Annotated in this window: 3 protein-coding genes; all 3 read left to right on the plus strand. The window is 72.8% G+C overall.

Annotation, left to right across the window (positions count from 1 at the left end; translation table 11 throughout):
• Positions 1–1,757 (plus strand): PQQ-binding-like beta-propeller repeat protein (locus ABTU92_RS28750; protein ID WP_408094987.1); only part of this gene is annotated, 1,757 nt, incomplete at its 5' end.
• A gap of 156 nt (positions 1,758–1,913) precedes the next feature.
• Positions 1,914–1,991: a pyrroloquinoline quinone precursor peptide PqqA gene (gene pqqA / locus ABTU92_RS28755; protein ID WP_408094989.1), complete on the plus strand. Its 78-nt coding sequence runs from the start codon at positions 1,914–1,916 to the stop codon at positions 1,989–1,991.
• Positions 1,992–1,999: 8 nt separating this feature from the next.
• A partial coding sequence (gene pqqB, locus ABTU92_RS28760; RefSeq protein WP_408094988.1) for a pyrroloquinoline quinone biosynthesis protein PqqB occupies positions 2,000–2,681 on the plus strand: 682 nt, incomplete at its 3' end.

Here is a 2,681-nt window from a genome sequence, read left to right on the forward strand (position 1 = left end):
TGTTCAGCGCCGCGTGCCGCGCGATCGCCTATTTCGACGACGGCGATCCGGCCGGCCGGCCCGAGACGGTCGACCGGATGCCGGCGGTTCCGGGCGTGATGGGGCCGCTGCCGCGCGGCGGCAGCAACTGCCATCGCCGCGTCTATGTCGCCACCCCGGACGGGCGGTTGATCGCGCTCGACGCGGTCGGCGGCTTCGTCTGCAGCGACTTCGGCGAGAGCGGCACCGTCGACCTCACTGCCGGCATGGGCCTGCGCGAGGCCGGCTTCGCCTCCAACACATCGGGCGCGACGGTCGCCGGCGGTCTCCTGATCGTCGGCCAGCAGGTCAGCGACAACCAGCGCCGCGACGCGCCCTCCGGGGTGGTGCGCGCCTACGACGCGCGGACAGGTGCGCTGCGCTGGGCCTGGGACGCGCTGCGGCCCGACCCGCAGGCGCCGCTGGCGCCGGGCGAGATCTATCCGCGAGGCACGCCCAATGTCTGGAACGTCGTCTCGGCCGACGAGTCGCTCGGCCTCGCCTTCCTGGGCACCGGCAATGCGGGCGCCGACCACTGGGGTGGCAATCGCACCGCCGAGGAGGACCGCTTCACGGCCGCAGTGGTCGCGGTCGATCTCGCGACCGGCGCCACACGCTGGTCGTTCACCACGGTCGAGCACGACCTCTGGGACTACGACATCGGCGCCCAGCCGATGCTGGTCGACGTGCCGGTCGACGGCGCGATGCGTCGCGCCGTGCTCCAGGGCACCAAGGGCGGCGACCTGTTCCTGCTCGACGCCGCGACGGGCGAGCCGCTGCGCCAGGTGCTCCACCAGGCGGTGCCGCAGGAGGGCAAGCTGCCCGGCGAGCGCCTTTCGCCGACGCAGCCGCGCTCGGTCTTCTACCCCAATCTCGGCGGCGTGCCGGGGCCGACGGCGGAGCGCATAGACGGCCGCCACATCTGGGGCCTCACCCCGATCGACGCCGCGCTGTGCCGCATCGGCTTTCACTCCCGCCGCTATGACGGCATGTTCACGCCGCCCACTGTCGATGCGAAAGGCATGGTGCTGCTGCCCGGCACGGTCGGCGGCATGAACTGGGGCGGGCTCGGCTTCGATCCGGTGCGCCGCGTGGTCGTCGCCAACTACTCGCGGCTGCCGAACATCGTCGACCTGACGCCGCGGGCCCAGGTGAAGGATCGTCCGGTCGGTTCGGGCGGGGCGCGGCCGGACCAGCCGATCGCGCCGCATTCCGGGACGCCGTTCGGCGTGAACCGCCCCATGTGGCTGTCGATCCTGAACGTGCCCTGCCTGGCGCCGCCGTGGGGATTCATCGCCGCCACCAACATCGACACCGGCGAGCTCGTCTGGTCGAAGCCGCTCGGCACCGGATTCGACGCCGGGCCGCTGGGTATCCCGACGCGCGTCAAGATCACCATGGGCACGGCCAATCTCGGCGGCCCGCTGATGACGGCGGGCGGGCTGACCTTCATCGCCGCCGCCCAGGACAACTTCCTGCGCGCCTTCGAGACCGAGACCGGACGGCTGCTCTGGGAGGCCCGGCTGCCGGCCGGCGGCCAGGCCGGCGCGATGAGCTACGAGCACGCCGGACGGCAATATGTCGCCATCACGGCGACCGGACACGCGCGCTTCGAGACGACGCTGGGCGACTATCTGAAGGTCTACGCGCTCGACGACCCGACGCCCGATCTCGCTGGCGAGCCGCCGCGCGCGCGCAGCCCCGGCGGCGTGCCGGCGCGGGAGAACGAGGGGCCGTGACGAGCGGCCGGCACGATCGGCGCGCCGCAGGAGCGTGCCGTCTCGCCGCAGTGCGAGCGCGGTCCAGGAACCTTCGGCGGGGTCGCGCTGTTGCGAATTGATTCCCCCGGCGGCCGAGCACCACGCGCGGCTGCGCCAAACGAAAGGACCGTGATCATGGCTTGGACGTCGCCGCGCTTCGTCGAGATCTGCATCGGGCTCGAGATCAACGGCTACCTGCCGCCCGAGATCTGAGCGAGGCCGTGCCGACGCTGACCGCCGTCGTGCTCGGCTCGGCCGCGGGCGGCGGCGTGCCGCAGTGGAACTGCCGCTGCCGCGTTTGTGCGGCGGCGCGCGAGGGAAGGGTGCGGCCGCGGACGCAGACCTCGGTCGCGGCGACGGCGAACGGCGATGCCTGGATGCTGCTCAACGCCTCGCCCGATCTGCGTGCGCAGATTCTCGCGACGCCGGCGCTGGCGCCGCGCGACGGCGCGGGTCTGCGCGACAGCCCGATCGCTGCCGTGGTCCTGACCGGTGCCGAGATCGACCAGATGGCCGGCCTTCTCCACCTGCGCGAGGGGCACGGCTTCGACCTGTTCGCCGACGCCGCGACGCTCGCTGCGCTCGACGCCAACCCGATGTTCGATGCGCTCCCGGCCGACCGTGTGGTGCGCCGTGTCCTGCCCGCCTCCGGGCGCGTCGCCGGCCCGGGCGGGCTGGTGATCGAGAGCTTTCCGGTTCCGGGCAAGCGGCCGCTCTACCTCGAGGGAGACGCCGCGGACCCGGCGTCGGACGTGATCGGCGTGATCGTCGCGGCGCATGGCCGAAAGCTCGCCTTCGTGCCCGAGATCGCCGCGGTCACGCCGATCGTCCGCGAGGCGCTGGCAGCGGCCGACGCGGTGCTGCTCGACGGCACCGTGTTCACCGACGACGAGATGATCACGA

The sequence above is a fragment of the Rhodoplanes sp. SY1 genome, from assembly GCF_046000175.1.
In the GTDB taxonomy this organism is placed as follows: Bacteria; Pseudomonadota; Alphaproteobacteria; order Rhizobiales; family Xanthobacteraceae; genus Rhodoplanes.